The sequence below is a fragment of the Chania multitudinisentens RB-25 genome (assembly GCF_000520015.2).
Lineage (GTDB): Bacteria > Pseudomonadota > Gammaproteobacteria > Enterobacterales > Enterobacteriaceae > Chania > Chania multitudinisentens.
In genome coordinates this window covers 3,518,903-3,535,339 of the sequence record NZ_CP007044.2, presented here as the reverse complement: position 1 = coordinate 3,535,339, position 16,437 = coordinate 3,518,903, and the positions used below count along the sequence as shown (strand labels likewise).

Sequence of the window (16,437 nt, the reverse complement as noted above, 5' to 3'; positions counted from 1 at the left end):
TGCTTGCCTTTGGCTATTGTCGGCAGGCAAACAGAAGGCCGGTATGGCATAAATCGCTAAAGACCACGTAGGGTTCTGCTGGATGTTCGAGGCTGTGCTAAGCAATGCGGGGTTTAACGGCAATATGATGAATCTCTAAAGGGGAATAAGAATAATCCCCCCGCTCCGCCCTGGAAATTAAGACTCTTTCCCTATCTCCGCCCAGTAGGCTATCTATACTGAATTCAGGGATCAAAATCACCGATTTTAACCATGACGCTACGCAGGGTGAGAATAGGCCAGATGAGAGGTTACTGCCTATACTAAAACTGTGCTACGCCAGCAAATCCCCTTTCGGCCAGCACTTGCCGTAGGGGGTAAACCCATTGCTAAGGAGAAATCACTATGGTTATTAATAAACGTTTTGCCACAACCGCTTTGGCGATGACTCTGGTGCTTTTATTGAGTGCCTGTTCAGATATGTCCAGACGCGATCGCAACACGGCGATTGGTGCCGGGGTTGGTGCCGTAGGTGGTGCAGTGCTGACGGATGGCAGTGCGTTAGGTACAGTTGGCGGAGCCGCCGTCGGTGGGCTGATTGGTCGCCAAGTGGGCAAGTAAGTGACATTTATTCGCCAAGTTACTGCGATGAGCAAACGCTCTGGCAGCCGCCATTCCTACCATGCCGCAGCCAATCCTCTGCGGCATGGTCTTGCACTTAGCCCCCGGCCAGTTTCACCTTCATGCCCTTGGCTTCCAGTAATTGCTTAAGCAGCTCGCGTTTATCACCCTGAATCTCAATGATCCCGTCTTTCACCGCACCACCGCAGCCACATTTTTTCTTGAGTTCAGCGGCCAATTTATCCAACGCCGCATCGTCCAGATCGATACTGCTAATCAGGCAGACGCCTTTGCCTTTACGCCCGCTGGTCTGCCGTTGGATGCGGACAATACCATCCCCTTTCGCCCGTTGCGGTTTGGCTTCTTCCTGTTTGATACGCCCACTGTCGGTGGAATAGACCAAACGGCTGTTGTCATCATTCATCTTTCTTCTCCTTAAGCCAGCGACGCACGAATAGCTCTGAGCGTGGCGGCAGGATCGGCAGATTGCGTAATCGGGCGACCGATCACCATATAATCCACCCCAACAGCCTGTGCCTGCTGTGGCGTCATCACACGGCGTTGATCGCCAGCCGCACTGCCTTCAGGGCGAATACCCGGCGTTACCAGTTGGAATTGGCTACCGCAGGCAGCTTTCAGGCGCTGCGCTTCCTGCGCAGAACAGACTACGCCATCCAGACCACAGTCGCGCGTCAGGCGAGCCAAGCGTTCAGCCTGCTCCGCCGGGCTGATATCAATACCGATAGCGCGGAGATCATCAGCCTCCATGCTGGTCAACACGGTGACAGCGATCAGCAATGGCGCATCTTCCCCATAAGGCTGCAACGCTTCTTTAGCTGCCGTCATCATCCGCGCACCGCCGCTGGCATGCACATTGACCATCCATACCCCCAGCTCCGCCGCCGCTGCAACGGCGTGCGCTGCGGTGTTAGGGATATCGTGAAATTTCAAATCCAGAAAAACATCGAACCCACGCTGATGCAGATCGCGCACTATCTCTGGCCCGAACAGGGTGAACATTTCTTTCCCCACTTTTAGCCGACAATCTTGCGGATCAATACGATCGGCGAATGCCAGTGCGGCATTTCTGTCGGCATAATCCAGCGCAACGATGATTGGAGATGATTTTAAGCCATTGTTATTTGTATTTTTTTTAGACTTCATTTCTTCTGCCTTCTGTAAAATGGATATGCAATGTTAACCACCCAGCCAAAACTGACCGCCGCATTTTACATGCCAGAGATTTGAAAGCCCAGCCACAGCGCTAAGTAAGGTTAACCCAAGCTGAGTCATACAACGTCAATAAGCGCTTTTTGCTTTAGCCGAAAATAAGTCAAACAGCGTAAAGATGCGTAAAAAATCAATCAAATAATTTGATTGATTAAGACAACATTATCAAATTTCAAAACTGAGCAGTTAGTCTATTATTCAATATATCGAAAGCAACCTGCTTTCCTACTTAAAAAATAAATTGGAGCCACCTATGAAAAACATCAAATATTTTGTAATTGCAAGTGCTATCACTCTCACCTCTTTTGCTACCTTGGCGGCTGAACCAGTCGACCTACAGCAAGCACAGAGTCTGACCGAAATCGGTGTCGTTTCTACCAGCCATGCCAGCACACTGAGCGGCTTGGAAGCTAAACTGGCCGCCAAAGCAGAAGCTCAAGGTGCCAGTAGCTATCGCATCATTGCAACCAATGGTAATAATCTGATGCACGGTACTGCGATTATCTATAAATAAGCAGGTATCACAGGGCTCGAATCTTCGGGCCCTGGTTGTTTATTCCCCTCCCGCTAGCGCCCCAATGTTACAAATACATTAAATTTTTATTACAGACTGGACACCTCACCGCCACTGGCTTAGTTTGAAAGTATCTTCCCGCATAAAAGGCAGCAAAATGAGCGAGATATCGACACTGACAATCAAAATTCCTTTGGAGCTTAAAGAAAAAATCAAAGCAGCCGCCCTTGAGAATGACCATTCCTTAAGCGCCGAGGTTTGCAAACGATTGGAAAGCAGCTTTCAAGTGCCAGATAAACCTAGCAAAAAGCAGGTAGCCCTGCATCATGACGAGATTGATAGTCAGCATACCGAAGAAGAAAATGAACAGCCTCTCAGCCAGAAAGAATTGAAGAAATTACGCTTGCTGTTGAAGGGCGGAGTGAAAAGTGGCAAGAAGAAGTGATCATTTTCAGAGAAACGGGGGGCTCCAACTACCCCGTTTTTATTATCCGTCCAACCCCCGGATCGGTTTTACCGAAGCCCAGGCACGGCACGAAGGGCAATGCCAATAAAGTGAATGCGCGGTAAAACCGCATTTATGGCAACGATAACGGGGCTTGGTACGGATCTGTTCACCCACCATATCGCGCAACAATAACAGGCTCTCTTTAGCTCGCCCATCTTCTGCATCAGCCAAGTGATAATCCATCAAACGATAAAACACCCGCATGGTGGGATGGCGCTGCAATTGGCGATTAATATACACTTGAACGACATCACGCCCTTCTCGCTGTTCAATCACTTCCGCCAGCATCAGTTCCGCTGTTGAACCGGTATTCTCCTCAACGCAGCGCTTGAGAAACTCAAGCCACTCATTCTGCTGCTGCGGCAAATGCGGGTAACATTCATGCAGCATCGGCAGGGCTTCGCTTATCAGTTCTTTATCCTGATCCAGCACGCGTTGCAGCGCATCTATCGCCTTAACATAGTCTTGCTGTGCCATAAAAATGCGCCCGACCATGATCGATACCCTGGCACATTGCTTATCTGCGGAGGCTGCCCGCTTCAATAAGCCCATCGCTTTATCCAGATCATCCCCCCCTATCGCCTGCAACGCCAGTTCGCAATAGAAATGAGCGATCTCAATACGCTGGGTTTCTTTCCCCAACTTGACCAGTTTTTCTGCCACATCAATGGCCTTCTGCCAATCACTGGTTGCCTGATAAATCACCAATAGCTGTTGCAAGGCAGAAATACGAAAATCATCTTCGTTGATCAGTTGGCTAAACATATCTTCGGCACGGTCATAGAGCCCAGCCGCCATATAGTCGCGCCCAAGCTGCTGTATTGCCAAAAGACGTTGTTCGAAGGTCAGGGAAGCGCTTTCCATCAGCGCCTGATGAATACGGATAGCACGATCAACTTCGCCACGTGAGCGAAACAGATTCCCCAATGTCAGGTGAGCTTCTACGGTGTTGCTGTCTTCTTTCAGCATGTCCAGAAACAGATCAACTGCTTTGTCCTGCTGGTTGGAAAGCAGAAAGTTAACCCCTGCCACATATTCCCGCGACAGGCGATTCGCTTCCTGCTGTTTATCCTGCTGAACGCTTCTGCGCCCCATGTACCAACCGTACGCGGCAGCTACAGGTAACAACAGAAACAGCAGCTCTAACATAAAGAATTAATCCTTGCTGACAAGAGACGGAGACCCCTGCTCAACCGGCGTCTCAATCTGCTGCTCCAACCTTTTGATTTTACGTTCGGCGCGCCCCAGCACGATGCGCGTACGTAGGTAAAACAATCCACAAATGATCCAACCAAGTACAAAACCCGCGCCAAACAACGTGGCTAACAAAGTCGATACGCGATATTCGCCCTGAGCAATTAAATAATTGAACGTCACTACCTGATCGTTATGCGCACCAAGTGTGATTGAAGTCACGAATATCACCAGAACTAACAAAAAAATCAGCAAATATTTCACATTCTTTCCCGCAATGCCGAGTGAATCGGATGAACTCTGCCCGGTGAATTTCACATCACGCTAAGTTGCAACGTGAAAGACACAGGGTTTATGCCATGAAATGACGTTCCTGGCATCTAAGTTAGCATTTCCCATCGTAGCAGGGAAACCCTGCGATGCGATAAAACCACATATCTCCCGGCACAGGCAGCAGAAAATCACCCCTTGAACGGATTAATGAGAAAACTTCTCAAAATGTTGGAGTTATCATATTTTGGGAGCAGTGATGAAGGCTGCAACGCGTGAGTTTTCATATTCACACGTTGCAGGCGGTGATTACCATAAAAAGTGACAGTATCACTAATTTGCAGATACCAAAGGAAACCAAACATCCTGATATTCAGTACAGGCGATATGAATAGAGCCTGATGATTATTTCGATTGTTCGCGTTCAACGATCTCTTGCTGTTCTTGCCGCGGGATAGTCAGCGGGCCAAACCAGCGCTGTGCTAACCAACAGACCAGAGTGACCAATAACCAACTGATAACCGTTGCCATCGCCAAATCCTGCGGCCAATGCATACCCAACATCAGGCGGCTCGCCATAACACCCGTCGCCCAAACCATCAGCACTGCCACCGTTTTGTAATGGCGGCGTGGCCACAGTAATCCCACGGCCAACAGTGCCCAGGTTGCAGCAAACAAACTATGCCCAGAAGGAAAAGAGAAACCCGTTTCAAATTGCCAGTGTTTACTCAACCATTCCGGCACCAACGCCTGCTCTTGCAATTGTTCTTTCACCAACGCACTACGTTCTTTCCTGTTTAATGAATAGAAATATTTTTCATCAATCTGATGAGTAGATTCCAGCCACACGACAAATGGCCGGGGCTCTTGTACGCGATCTTTGATCACTGATTTGATGCTTTGCCCAATAACTATCGACACCAGCAACAGGACAAACACGCCAATTGCCGGTTTCAGGCGAAAACGTAAGCACCATAAAAACCACACGGAAAAAATCAGACTGGTAAAAACTCCCCAAGGGGCAGTGACGGTTTCAGTCACCCAATACAATCCTTTTAACAACGCGGTATTACCCCCTGGCTGCCACTGCCAGCCAGAAAACCAGACTGCTAAGGGCATCAGCAACAACACAACAGCACCAACCATAGTGCGTTTGGCTATCTCTAACATTCGACTATCCTTTAACTGGGCTTAGTCAATAGTGTAACAACCTTGCAATCCCAACAACACACGCAAAATTAAACAGAGAGTAAACCTACCGCCACAAGCAGCCATTGGGGAAAATACCGGGGCAAATTGGTATCACTTCATTTAACGAAAGCCATCGCAAATAAATGAAAACTCATCATCGCTGTTGGCATACTGACTCAGGTCAACCTGGCAAGTAAAAGAACTGGTTGGATAAACCTTTACTCATACATTGGCTTTATATAAACGTCCATTCAGATGCTATTTGATATTCACTTCATTTATATATTGCACCAATAACATAAAGTTTATTTAATAAAATAAAGTAATCACGACGGAAATACTATCGTATTAGAATCGATAACATCTGTTTTGCGAGATATTGAAAAAATGCAGCGCCAAGCAAACCACCACAAAAATGACTATAGCCGAGCAGTTAAATTACAAAGTTTGTTCTTAATGGTATTAAACATAGTTAATCCCCCGTCAACAAATATTGACAGTACCGAGTTAGAATTTGAAGTTAGTAACAAAAATCATGAAATCAGCTAGGCTAGTTTCTTGGATATTAGCATCTTTCTTGCTGATTCAGGCAGAGAAACAGCATAGGCAATCACATTGAAAAGATATATATCTTATTGTAATTTTTAATTTTTTCACGCAACCAACCCGTTCTCTAGCTGTTACCTCCCTTGCTGATTTTAAATTTTTACGCCCCTCTATTGTCATTATTAAAAAAGCCATCTAGATTGTTAATTGTTGGTATCGATTACGTTACATGGATGTGCCTTTCTGACTCTATGAGGTTTACCATGAACGTTTACAAACTCGCCTGTGTTTCCGCCTCACTCAGCGTCCTCCTACTCGCAGCTCCATTCGCTAATAGCGCCTCAGGTGGCGTCATCCGTTTCACAGGGGCTATCGTTGATGGCGGTTGTATCATTAATAACTCACAACGAGACGTTAATATACAATGTTACGATAATGGAAAAAAAACAAATACAGTAGCTTCGATCAATTCATCAAAAATCAATTTCCCTAGTGGGCAAGTTACAAATGTCAAATGGCTTAATACTGAGCGCACCCTTGGGATTATGAATGTAGTATATCAATAACTCTTTGCTTAACGATATTGTGCCAATGCCAGAGAAATGGAACTCTCTTATTCTCTGAGCCCTGAGTAATATTTTTTTCAGGGCTTTTAAACTCGAATCATAGATTCAGTAAAATCATCAAGCTTGCCCAATCAGATCATCGTTTACTTTCCCTGCACTCCATTTTCCCTTTGACAAAAAGAAACCTGGGTATCTGCTCATCAGCGGATTATTCATCAGTAAACAATCAATAAACTATACTGAAAAAATCAAACCAGCACCGTACTCAGGCACAGATTCGCAACGCATTTTAGGGTGAATGCGGGTAATATCACTACCTGGCAACAAACCTTCGGTTATACAGACATGCAAACACACCATAAAGATGCTGTACACTTACCGCAGAAAGGAATGCCCAGCAACTGGCACTATCTCGCGTTTACTGAAGCTCTATGACGGAGTTAACCTGTTGTTTTAATGATACCCCCCTCGCTTGGATGAGGAATGTAGAGTCAGTGGAGAGTAACATGCAGCTTAAACGGGTGGCAGAAGCCAAACTGCCAACACCATGGGGTGATTTCCTGATGGTAGGATTCGAAGAACTGGCAACCGGGCACGATCATCTGGCACTGGTGTTCGGGGATATTTCCGGCGAAATACCGGTACTCTCACGTGTACACTCTGAATGTCTAACCGGCGATGCGTTATTCAGCCTGCGCTGCGACTGTGGTTTCCAGTTGGAAGCTGCGCTGGAACGCATCGCGGAAGAAGGCCGTGGCATTCTGCTGTATCACCGCCAAGAAGGCCGCAACATCGGCCTGCTCAACAAGATTCGCGCCTACGCCTTGCAAGATAAAGGAGCTGATACGGTAGAAGCCAACCATCAACTCGGTTTTGCTGCGGATGAGCGCGATTTCACCCTGTGCGCCGACATGTTCAAACTGTTAAACGTAGATGCCGTGCGTTTGCTGACCAACAACCCGAAAAAAGTCGAGATCCTGGCCAATGCGGGCATCAACATTACCGAACGTGTACCGTTGATCGTGGGCCGCAACCCGAAAAATGAACATTATCTCGCCACTAAGGCCAGCAAACTGGGGCATTTGCTGGATCAAAAATAACTGCTGGCTATAAAAAACATCAGGGCACTCTCACGGTGCCCTGATGGTGTGCGTCTATAGCATTTTACGAATGACGTAGTGCAAAATGCCATCGTTCTGGTAGTAGGTCAGCTCATTGCCTGTATCAATACGGCAACGGGTAGGCACCACTTCCTGCCGACCATCCGCATACATGATGTGTACCTGTACACGCTGGCCCGGTTGAAGGCTTTGCAAATCACTGATACTGATCTGTTCTTCCCCTGTTAACCCCAGTGTTTTACGCGTCACACCCGGCAGGAATTCCAGCGGTAAGATGCCCATGCCAATCAGATTAGAGCGGTGAATACGCTCAAAGGATTCGGCGATCACGACACGCACGCCTAACAAGCGCGGGCCTTTCGCGGCCCAGTCGCGGCTGGAGCCAGAACCGTATTCTTTACCGGCAATTACTGCCAACGGCACCTGTTCTTGCTGATATTGCATGGCAGCATCATAGATCGACATCTGATTTTGCGACGGAAGATGGCGGGTATAGCCCCCTTCCACCCCCGGCACCATTTCGTTACGGATACGGATGTTGGCAAAAGTACCGCGCATCATCACTTCATGGTTGCCACGGCGCGAACCATAAGAGTTGAAATCTCGCACCTCGACACCGCGTTCCCCCAGATAACGCCCAGCCGGGCTTTCGCGCTTGATATTACCCGCTGGCGAGATATGGTCGGTGGTGACTGAATCGGCAAGCAACGCCAGAATACGCGCCCCGTTGATATCTTCCACCGGTTCCGGCTGTGCTTTCATGCTGCTGAAAAAGGGTGGGTGGCGAATATAGGTTGAATCCGTTTGCCATTGATAGGTCGCTGAGCCGCTAACCTGGATCGACTGCCAACTCGCATCACCATCGAACACTTCAGCATATTCTTTGTGGAACATTTCGGTACGAACTTCCTCCACCGCCTGAGCAATTTCTTCACTGGTTGGCCAAATATCTTTCAGATAGACCGGCTTACCGTCGTGCCCTTCTCCCAATGGTTCTTGGGTCAGATCCACCTTCATGTTGCCAGCCAAGGCATAAGCCACAACCAGCGGCGGTGAGGCGAGCCAGTTGGTTTTTACCAAAGCATGGATGCGCCCTTCAAAATTACGGTTACCAGACAGCACGGCTCCGACGGTCAGATCACCAGCCTTGATCGCCGATTCAATGGGTTCCGGTAATGGCCCGGAGTTACCGATGCAGGTGGTACAACCGTAACCCACCAGATTAAAACCCAGCGCTTCCAGATACGGCGTCAGTTTGGCGCGGTTGAAATATTCGGTCACCACCTTGGAGCCGGGAGCCAGCGAGGTTTTTACCCAAGGTTTGGTCTTCAAACCTTTCTCTACCGCGTTCTTCGCCAGCAGACCTGCAGCCATCATCACGCTTGGGTTGGAAGTGTTGGTGCAGGAAGTAATTGCCGCAATCACCACCGCCCCGGTATGCAGCTCATGATGCTGACCATTCAGCGTGAAACTCTTGGTTGCCAATTTATCTTTCTGGCTGCCCAGTTCCAGTTCAGTGGCAGCCGTGAATGCCTGTGGCACCTGCGTCAATGCCACACGATCCTGTGGCCGTTTCGGCCCGGCGAGGCTGGTTTCGACCGTTGACATATCCAACACCAGAGTGCTGGTGAAAACCGGTTCATCGCCAGAATTACGCCACATCCCCTGCGCTTTGGCATAGGCCTCCACCAGTGCGATCTGCTCAGCACTGCGGCCGCTTAGGGTCAAATAACCCAGTGTGACGTCATCTACCGGGAAGAAACCGCAGGTGGCACCGAATTCCGGCGACATATTGGCGATAGTCGCCCGATCGGCCAACGGTAAATCCGCCAGCCCATCACCATAAAATTCAACAAATTTACCCACTACTCCGTGTTTACGCAGCATTTGGGTTACGGTTAATACCAGATCGGTGGCGGTGATCCCTTCTCTCAGCTTACCGATGAGTTTAAAGCCGACTACGTCGGGGATCAGCATCGAAACTGGCTGGCCCAACATGGCCGCTTCCGCTTCGATCCCCCCTACACCCCAGCCAAGAATGCCCAAGCCATTAATCATGGTGGTATGGGAGTCGGTGCCGACCAGAGTATCCGGGTACGCCATACGCGTGCCATCCTCTTCGCTCTGCCAAATGGTTTGCCCCAGATATTCCAGGTTGACCTGATGACAGATACCGGTGCCAGGCGGTACTACGCGAAAACGGTTAAAGGCTTTCTGCCCCCAGCGCAGGAAGGTGTAGCGCTCGTGGTTACGCTCCATTTCGATACGGACGTTTTCTGCAAAAGCGTCATCATCGCCAAACTCATCGACGGTGACCGAATGGTCGATGACCAGATCCACCGGTGACAACGGATTGACTTGCTCAACATTGCCGCCGAGGCGCTGCACCGCTTCACGCATCGCTGCCAAATCCACCACCGCCGGAACACCGGTAAAATCCTGCATTAAAACACGCGCTGGACGGTAGGCTATCTCACGATCGGCATGGCCGGTTCGCAGCCAGTCTGCGATCGCCTGCAGATCCTCATCGCGTACCGTATCATCATCCACATGGCGCAGCAGGTTTTCCAACAACACCTTCATTGATTTCGGCAACCGATCAATATCCCCTAATCGTTTGGCCGCCAGTGGCAAGCTGTAATAATGATATTCCCTATCCAGTACCACCAGCTTATCCCTACTTGTTTCACGAAGATTGGACGACATAGCTCCTCCATTTTCATTATTTTAAAAGCAAGGTAATTACTAAGGTCTTATTTAAAGATAACACAAAGTTTAATTAACGTTTTGATAACAACGTGATTTAACAGGCAAACAGGCTATGGCGGGGCAAAGGAGAGAAGCTATTAGAAGATAAATAGGCCGGTATGCTACCGGCCCGCAGGCAATCATTTCACAGGGAGTTTAACGTCGTTGAACAGCGCTTCGATATCTTCATTCGAACGCAACGCTACCGCGCTATCCACCACGTCGCGTGTCAGATGAGGGGCAAAACGCTGGATGAAATCATACATATAGCTACGCAGGAAAGTGCTACGCCGGAAACCAATCTTGGTGGTGCTGTAGGTAAAGATATCGCTCGCATTCACGGTCACCAGATCGGGATCTTGTACCGGATCAACCGCCATACTGGCAATCACCCCCACCCCTAAGCCCAATCGCACATAGGTTTTGATCACATCAGCATCAGTGGCGGTAAAAACGATACGTGGCGTCAGCCCGGCACGGTTGAAAGCGGTATCCAGCTCAGAGCGGCCAGTAAAACCGAAGGTGTAGGTAACAATCGGGTAAGCCGCCAATTCTTCAATAGTAATGTGACTTTTTCCCGCTAATGGATGATCGGGCTTCACAACCACCGCGCGATTCCAGTGGTAACAAGGCAGCATGATTAAGTCGTCATACAGATGCAGGGCTTCGGTGGCAATGGCAAAATCTGCCGAACCTTTGGATACGGCTTCGGCAATTTGCGTCGGCGAACCTTGATGCATGTGCAGCGATACGCGCGGGTAACGCTCAATAAAACCTTTAATGACATTAGGCAGCGCATAACGTGCCTGAGTATGCGTTGTGGCTACGTACAGCGAACCTTTATCTGGATAAGTATGCTCACCGGCAACGGCTTTAATGGCATCCACTTTGGACAACACTTCGCGAGCAATACGGATGATTTCTTGCCCAGCAGGCGTCACCTGTGTGAGGTGTTTACCACTGCGGGCAAAAATCTGAATGCCGAGTTCATCCTCCAACATTCTCACCTGCTTACTGATGCCGGGTTGAGAGGTATAGAGACCTTCTGCCGTAGAAGAGACGTTTAGGTTATGATTCACCACTTCTACGATGTAACGCAGTTGCTGCAATTTCATATCTTATACCATCCTAAGTTAAACACTGCGATTTACCGCAGCCAAATATCTCGGCGCCACCCCGGAATACTGAACAGTAACACAAACCCTAAACCCAGTGATTTCACTCAGGGATTGATAAAAATGCCGCTAGTAATAAATTTTAATCATAAAAAAATTTTTTATATAACTATTATATCATTTTGTTACATCAAGTATAGATTCACATCACGGTAAGATAACCATCATCCCACCAGTATTCCTTATCTCAAGATAAGTAAAATTAACAAATAATCGGTCTGCCCACCTTTTTTGGCCAAGAAAAAACCAGCCACCAGGGCTGGTTTTCATACTGCCAAAGGGCCAGCTTATTTTTTGCCTTCAACCCATTTGCCATCAATATAAAAAGCAGACCAGCCGGTGGCTTTACCGTCTTTCTCTGAGGAAACGTACTGCTGCTTGGTTTTGCGGCTAAAACGCACCATCGTCTTATTCCCATCCGCATCAACGGCAGGCGCATCGGCCAGATAGCGCAGTTTTTCCGGCAAACGATCTTGGAAGCGCTGTAGTTCTTCCACCAACGGCGCCCGGGTTTCACGCGATTTCGGGAAGGTATTGGCAGCCAGGAATACCCCCGCAGCACCATCACGCAGTACAAAGTAGGCGTCCGACTTTTCACACGGCAACTCTGGCAACGGAACCGGATCTTCCTTCGGTGGTGCAACATCACCATTGCGCAGGATTTTACGAGTGTTCTTACAGCTTTCGTTGGTACACCCCATGTACTTACCGAAACGCCCCATTTTCAGGTGCATTTCAGAACCACACTTTTCACACTCAACGATCGGGCCATCGTAGCCTTTCAGGCGGAATTCACCTTCTTCGATCTCATAACCGTCACAGGCTGGGTTATTGCCACAAACGTGCAGCTTGCGCTGGTTGTCGATCAGATAGCTGTCCATCGCAGTGCCGCATTTCTGGCAGCGGCGGCGGGCTCGTAGAGCATTCGTTTCAGCTTCATCCCCTTCAAGGATGTTCAGCACTTCCGCTTCCGGTACCAGATTAATGGTGGTTTTGCAGCGTTCTTTAGGTGCCAGTGCATAGCCGGAACAACCGAGGAAAACGCCGGTACTGGCAGTACGGATACCCATCTGGCGGTTACAGGTTGGGCAATCAATGCTGGTCATCACCATCTGGTTCGGACGCATCCCGCCGGCTTCAGGATCTTTCTCTGCCGTCTCCAGCTGTTTGCTAAATTCAGCAAAGAATTCGTCAAGCACCGCTTTCCATTCTGCGTGGTTGTTAGCGACCTGATCCAGGCCATCTTCCATCCGCGCCGTGAAATCATAGTTCATCAATTCGCGGAAGTTTTCTTCCAAGCGATCGGTGACGATCTCACCCATTTTTTCTGCATAGAAACGGCGGTTTTCTACCCGAACATAACCACGATCCTGAATGGTCGAGATGATCGATGCATAGGTGGATGGGCGGCCGATGCCACGTTTTTCCAATTCTTTCACCAGCGATGCTTCACTGTAACGCGCCGGTGGTTTGGTAAAGTGCTGGCTTGGGATCAGTTTTTGCAGATCCAGCTCACTGCCCACTTCAACAAACGGCAGAGTACGATCTTCATCACCCTTGCGCAGCGCGGGCATCACTTTGGTCCAGCCATCAAAACGCAACGTACGGCCTTTGGCACGCAGTTGGAAATCACCCGCTTTCACTATCAACGTGGTGGAGTCGTACTGTGCTGGCGTCATCTGGCAGGCAACAAACTGGCGCCAGATCAGCTGATACAGTTTTTGTGCATCCGCTTCCATGTCTTTTAGCTGTTCGGCCAACACGTTAACATCGGAAGGCCGAATGGCTTCATGAGCCTCTTGTGAATTTTCTTTGCTGCTGTACTGGTTGGCGGCTTTCGGCAAATATTTATCACCGAAATTACCCCCGATGTAACCACGCACCATGTTGAGCGCGTCCTGGCTCAGGTTGGTGGAGTCGGTACGCATATAGGTAATGTGGCCGGCTTCATACAGACGCTGCGCCATCATCATGGTTTTCTTCACGCCAAAACTCAGGCGAGTGCTGGCTGCTTGTTGCAGTGTAGAAGTAATGAAAGGCGCACTCGGCTTGCTGCTGGTCGGTTTGTCTTCGCGATCCAGCACCGTATAACGGGCTTTTTCCAGCAGTTTGACCGCTGCATGGGTTTGTTCACGGTTAACCGGCTTGAAGGGTTTATCGTGAGCATGAGTCACTTCCATCTGCAACGCGACTTCATTCTTGGCTAGCAGATCGGCATGTAACTCCCAGTATTCTTCCGGCACGAATGCTTTGATATCGCGCTCACGCTCCACCACCAAGCGTACCGCGACCGATTGCACCCGCCCAGCAGATAACCCGCGAGCAATCTTTTTCCACAGCAGGGGTGAAACCATATAACCCACGACGCGATCCATAAAGCGGCGCGCTTGCTGGGCATTCACACGGTCTATATTCAATTCACCTGGCGCTTTGAACGCCTGTTGGATGGCGTTTTGGGTGATTTCGTTAAACACCACGCGGCTGAAACGTTTGTCATCCCCACCGATCACTTCCCGCAGGTGCCAGGCAATGGCTTCCCCTTCGCGGTCAAGGTCCGTTGCGAGGTAGATATGGTCGGCATTTTCCGCTAACGACTTTAACTCAGCGACCACTTTCTCTTTGCCTGGCAGAATCTCGTAATGCGCTTTCCAGCCATGATAAGGATCGACGCCCATGCGGTTTACCAGCGCCGTTTTTTCATCTTTCTTAACTTTCTTTTTGGTTTTGTCATCGGTTGAATCAGCGCTCTTTTTGCTGGTTGAGCCACTGGTCGGCAAATCACGGATATGACCCACGCTAGACTTCACCACGTAGTCATTTCCTAAATACTTATTAATAGTTTTGGCTTTTGCCGGGGACTCAACTATTACGAGAGCTTTACCCATATTTACCTTTACCTGATTTTTTTCTTCTAAAAAGAAGTCATTTATTCCGCCGAATCACGGCAATTGATATCTCTTTTTTATATTGCGGTACTCTAGCAGGAGATCAACACATTTTTTAATGTCCACCTACGCCAGTTGCTATTCTTGCCTGCTTTACGCCCAAAACCTCAGAGAAAGCCATATCAGACCACGACTGGACGTAAACAAATTCTTCCACCTGAAGCCACAAAATCCCACACTCTACCTGATAAAAAGCGGCACGCAACCTAATTAGCACGGAAAGCCATATTTCTCCAATGGTTGCTGGCTACTGAATCATCCGAGCAACAACTAAACCTTAGCCAGTTTGCGGATAAACGCGAACCAGCGTTAGAATGCCGGCAAGATTTTTTGTTTGGAGTGTACACATGCGAGCAACAACTCAGCCCATCGAACGGGAAGCCTTGTTAGCAGAGGCAAATAATATCATCCGCCAGCATGAAGATTATCTGAGGGGTATGGTTGCCACCGAGGTTGAACAAAAGGGCAGCGTTCTGGTTTTCCGCGGTGAGTTTTTTCTGGATTCTGATGGTTTACCCACCGCAAAAACAACGGCGGTATTTAATATGTTTAAGCATTTAGCCCATATACTTTCCGAGAAATATCATCTGCTCAACTAAAGCATAAAAAAACGGGGGCAACGCCCCCGCAAAATGATGGATATCCGCGCTTAGAGCAACGGTTTCTCACCGCGTTGCCACCACCGTAACAGCAAGCGATCAACGCTCTCTGTCGCACTACTGGTAAAGCGATCAAGCAGACGTTTCCGTTGGGTATAACGCACACCGATCACTTCATGGTTTTCAAGCTCGGCAATCAGCAGATCGTCACTGGTGCCTATAGCATCAATCAGTCCTTTGTCCTTCGCCTGTAAGCCAAACCAGTGTTCACCGGTAGCCACGCTGTCAATATCCAATGAAGGGCGTTGCTGCTGAACAAATTGCTTAAACAGCTCATGTGTTTCGTTCAGGTCTTCGCGGAATTTCTCGCGCCCCTGTTCGGTATTTTCCCCAAACAGCGTCAACGTGCGTTTGAACTGGCCTGCGGTATGCAGCTCAACATCGATTTCGTTTTTCTTCAACAAACGGTGAAAGTTAGGGATCTGCGCCACAACGCCAATTGAACCGATAATCGCAAAAGGGGCTGCCACAATGCGATCGGCCACGCAGGCCATCATATATCCCCCACTGGCGGCAACTTTATCTACGGCGGCCGTCATACGGATGCCGCCTTTGCGTAAACGCTCCAACTGCGAAGCCGCCAGACCATAACCATGGACCACACCGCCAGGGCTTTCCAAACGCAGCAGCACTTCGTCCTGGGTTGTTGCCACGGCCAGCACGGCAGATATTTCTTCGCGCAATGAGGCAACTTCATGGGCATCAATACTGCCTTTAAAATCCAACACATACAGACAAGGCTTACTGGCTTCGACCGCGCCAGATTTGGCACGGTGCTTCTTCAGTTTTTCATCCGCTTTGGTTTGCTTTTTGAATTGCTTGCTCCAGGCTTTTTGCTCCGCTTCGCCCATCCGCGCCAGGCGCATCTCACGCTGCATTTCACGGTACTGCTCACCCAAGTCGATAAGTTGCAATTCCCCTTTCTGCTGACTCTTGCGCTGCCCCAGGTTGACTGCCAACACCGCCAGTGCAGCAATGGCAATCACCACCGTGGCAACTTTGGCCAGAAACAGGCCATAAATAGATATAAACTCCACAGACTCCGCCTTTATTTACAGTTTGTTAGTATGACTTTATCCATTTTAACCAATCGGTGCTACCGCTGTCGTGGCTAAATGAAAACGCCTTATGTTTTTACTTCACCATAGCGTTGCCCGTAGGAGCAACCAA

Annotated in this window: 14 protein-coding genes; 5 read left to right on the top strand and 9 right to left on the bottom strand. The window is 49.0% G+C overall.

Annotation, left to right across the window (positions count from 1 at the left end):
- The first annotated feature begins 384 nt into the window (after window positions 1–384).
- Window positions 385–600 carry an osmotically-inducible lipoprotein OsmB gene (osmB, locus tag Z042_RS15475; protein ID WP_024910779.1) on the top strand — a complete coding sequence of 72 codons (216 nt, stop codon included), beginning with the start codon at window positions 385–387 and terminating at the stop codon, window positions 598–600.
- A gap of 97 nt (window positions 601–697) precedes the next feature.
- On the opposite strand, the gene yciH is transcribed toward osmB, so the two are convergent.
- Together yciH and pyrF are read right to left on the bottom strand one after the other, a co-directional pair.
- Window positions 698–1,024, bottom strand: a complete 327-nt coding sequence (gene yciH / locus Z042_RS15470; protein WP_024910780.1) for a stress response translation initiation inhibitor YciH — start codon at window positions 1,022–1,024, stop codon at window positions 698–700.
- An 11-nt stretch (window positions 1,025–1,035) separates the two neighbouring features.
- Complete coding sequence (gene pyrF, locus Z042_RS15465; RefSeq protein ID WP_024910781.1) at window positions 1,036–1,764, bottom strand: orotidine-5'-phosphate decarboxylase; 729 nt, start codon at window positions 1,762–1,764, stop codon at window positions 1,036–1,038.
- A gap of 319 nt (window positions 1,765–2,083) precedes the next feature.
- On the opposite strand from pyrF, the gene bhsA reads away from it, so the two are divergent.
- Window positions 2,084–2,344, top strand: coding sequence for a multiple stress resistance protein BhsA (gene bhsA / locus Z042_RS15460; RefSeq protein WP_024910782.1), 261 nt, complete (start codon window positions 2,084–2,086; stop codon window positions 2,342–2,344).
- A gap of 157 nt (window positions 2,345–2,501) precedes the next feature.
- The gene (locus Z042_RS15455; RefSeq protein WP_024910783.1) at window positions 2,502–2,789 is read left to right on the top strand and encodes an Arc family DNA-binding protein; all 288 of its coding nucleotides are present in this window, start codon (window positions 2,502–2,504) and stop codon (window positions 2,787–2,789) included.
- Between the two features lie 42 nt (window positions 2,790–2,831).
- Here Z042_RS15455 and lapB read toward each other — a convergent pair whose 3' ends face one another.
- The 3 genes from lapB to pgpB form a co-directional block, all read right to left on the bottom strand.
- On the bottom strand, window positions 2,832–4,001 hold the full coding sequence (gene lapB / locus Z042_RS15450) for a lipopolysaccharide assembly protein LapB (RefSeq protein WP_024910784.1): 1,170 nt from the start codon (window positions 3,999–4,001) through the stop codon (window positions 2,832–2,834).
- A 6-nt stretch (window positions 4,002–4,007) separates the two neighbouring features.
- Window positions 4,008–4,310: a LapA family protein gene (locus Z042_RS15445; RefSeq protein WP_024910785.1), complete on the bottom strand. Its 303-nt coding sequence runs from the start codon at window positions 4,308–4,310 to the stop codon at window positions 4,008–4,010.
- Between the two features lie 411 nt (window positions 4,311–4,721).
- Window positions 4,722–5,486 carry a phosphatidylglycerophosphatase B gene (gene pgpB, locus Z042_RS15440; RefSeq protein ID WP_024910786.1) on the bottom strand — a complete coding sequence of 255 codons (765 nt, stop codon included), beginning with the start codon at window positions 5,484–5,486 and terminating at the stop codon, window positions 4,722–4,724.
- A gap of 1,639 nt (window positions 5,487–7,125) precedes the next feature.
- Between pgpB and ribA the strand changes: the two genes are divergently transcribed.
- A complete protein-coding gene (gene ribA, locus Z042_RS15430; protein WP_024910787.1) occupies window positions 7,126–7,719 on the top strand; it encodes a GTP cyclohydrolase II in 594 nt (197 codons plus the stop codon).
- A 54-nt stretch (window positions 7,720–7,773) separates the two neighbouring features.
- Here ribA and acnA read toward each other — a convergent pair whose 3' ends face one another.
- The 3 genes from acnA to topA form a co-directional block, all read right to left on the bottom strand.
- On the bottom strand, window positions 7,774–10,446 hold the full coding sequence (acnA, locus tag Z042_RS15425) for an aconitate hydratase AcnA (RefSeq protein ID WP_024910788.1): 2,673 nt from the start codon (window positions 10,444–10,446) through the stop codon (window positions 7,774–7,776).
- Window positions 10,447–10,628: 182 nt separating this feature from the next.
- Window positions 10,629–11,603: an HTH-type transcriptional regulator CysB gene (gene cysB, locus Z042_RS15420; protein ID WP_024910789.1), complete on the bottom strand. Its 975-nt coding sequence runs from the start codon at window positions 11,601–11,603 to the stop codon at window positions 10,629–10,631.
- A 347-nt stretch (window positions 11,604–11,950) separates the two neighbouring features.
- The gene (gene topA / locus Z042_RS15415; RefSeq protein WP_024910790.1) at window positions 11,951–14,548 is read right to left on the bottom strand and encodes a type I DNA topoisomerase; all 2,598 of its coding nucleotides are present in this window, start codon (window positions 14,546–14,548) and stop codon (window positions 11,951–11,953) included.
- Window positions 14,549–14,955: 407 nt separating this feature from the next.
- On the opposite strand from topA, the gene Z042_RS15410 reads away from it, so the two are divergent.
- Entirely contained in the window at window positions 14,956–15,207 is a 252-nt protein-coding gene (locus tag Z042_RS15410; RefSeq protein WP_024910791.1) for a YciN family protein, read from the top strand.
- Window positions 15,208–15,257: 50 nt separating this feature from the next.
- Here Z042_RS15410 and sohB read toward each other — a convergent pair whose 3' ends face one another.
- The gene (gene sohB / locus Z042_RS15405; protein WP_024910792.1) at window positions 15,258–16,304 is read right to left on the bottom strand and encodes a protease SohB; all 1,047 of its coding nucleotides are present in this window, start codon (window positions 16,302–16,304) and stop codon (window positions 15,258–15,260) included.
- Window positions 16,305–16,437 lie beyond the last annotated feature (133 nt).